This window comes from Moorena sp. SIO4G3 (assembly GCF_010692305.1).
Classification (GTDB): Bacteria; Cyanobacteriota; Cyanobacteriia; order Cyanobacteriales; family Coleofasciculaceae; genus Moorena; species Moorena producens_A.
This window is the reverse complement of sequence record NZ_JAAHIG010000770.1, coordinates 1-1,042: the sequence shown is the minus strand read 5'-3', so window position 1 is coordinate 1,042 and position 1,042 is coordinate 1. Positions and strand designations below refer to the sequence as shown.

Sequence of the window (1,042 nt, the reverse complement as noted above, 5' to 3'; positions counted from 1 at the left end):
ATAGCGCGAAAATATCGTCGTCTAGTGGTTCGTTGGGAACGACAAAAAGTTTATTTTGATGCATTTATTGATCTTGCTACTATTCATCTGTGGATTCAAAGACTCTTATTAGTGGGATAGGTTCATGCGTGTATGACAACATTAAAAATGCCCATGGTGTCATACATACACATAGTGTTTATGGAACATTGATTTCTGAATTATACGATAAAAAGATAACATTTAAAGAGTATTAATTTCTTAAAGGTATAGATATTTTAAATTCCTTAAGTGAGGGAATTGAAATACCAATCTTCTCAAACTTACAAGAAATAAGTAGAAACTGTCAAATTATCAAATCTTATTTTGAATCTAACAAAACAGTTGGTTTTCTTTTAAAGAAGCACGGTCTATTTGTTTGGGGGAGTAGCTGGGAGCAGGCTAAGAAACATTGTGAAATATTAGAATTTATGTTTAAAGTTACATATATGACGGGAGCGAAGCTTAACTTCTGAGAACGCCATTGTCTGAGCTTATTAATAAGTCCAACACTCAATCGGTTCAAAGTCTTTGAAGCATCAGTATACTTGTTAAGTAAATCTTTTATATTTGCCAGAAGTTGATACAAACTGCTGTAAATATGTTAATAAAGAAAAGGAAGTCTCAAATCGTCCTGATCATAGATTTCCATAATCGAATGTTGAGTTAAATAACGGGGTATTATGTCAGACCTAGATCGTGGAATTATGAAGTTCAAAGGAGCCGATAGTCCTGTGATTGTACTGATTTCTTCTGTTGTGATTTTAGGAGCTATTGGTTTTCTAGTTTTGTGGGCATTACAAACCGCTTATTCGTTGTAATCACGGAGAAAGAACAAGTCAATATAAGTAGGGTACATTTTGTCAAGTGAAACGACTAAATTTATGAGGTTTTAGGCTGGGGGGGCGACATGAGAGCTAAAAAGTAGACTGTATAAGCTTCATAGCTCTCATACCTCGTAAATAATTATCGAGCTTATGACGACTTAAACGCATTAAAGCATCAACTAATTCCCAACATTTAT

At 34.0% G+C, this 1,042-nt stretch carries 1 protein-coding gene and 1 pseudogene; both read left to right on the top strand.

Annotated elements, in window-relative coordinates; all coding sequences use genetic code 11:
* Positions 1–89 precede the first annotated feature (89 nt).
* Positions 90–494, top strand: a pseudogene (locus F6J99_RS46145) (class II aldolase/adducin family protein).
* A gap of 207 nt (positions 495–701) precedes the next feature.
* Entirely contained in the window at positions 702–839 is a 138-nt protein-coding gene (locus F6J99_RS45320) for a hypothetical protein (RefSeq protein ID WP_293124064.1), read from the top strand.
* Positions 840–1,042: the final 203 nt, after the last annotated feature.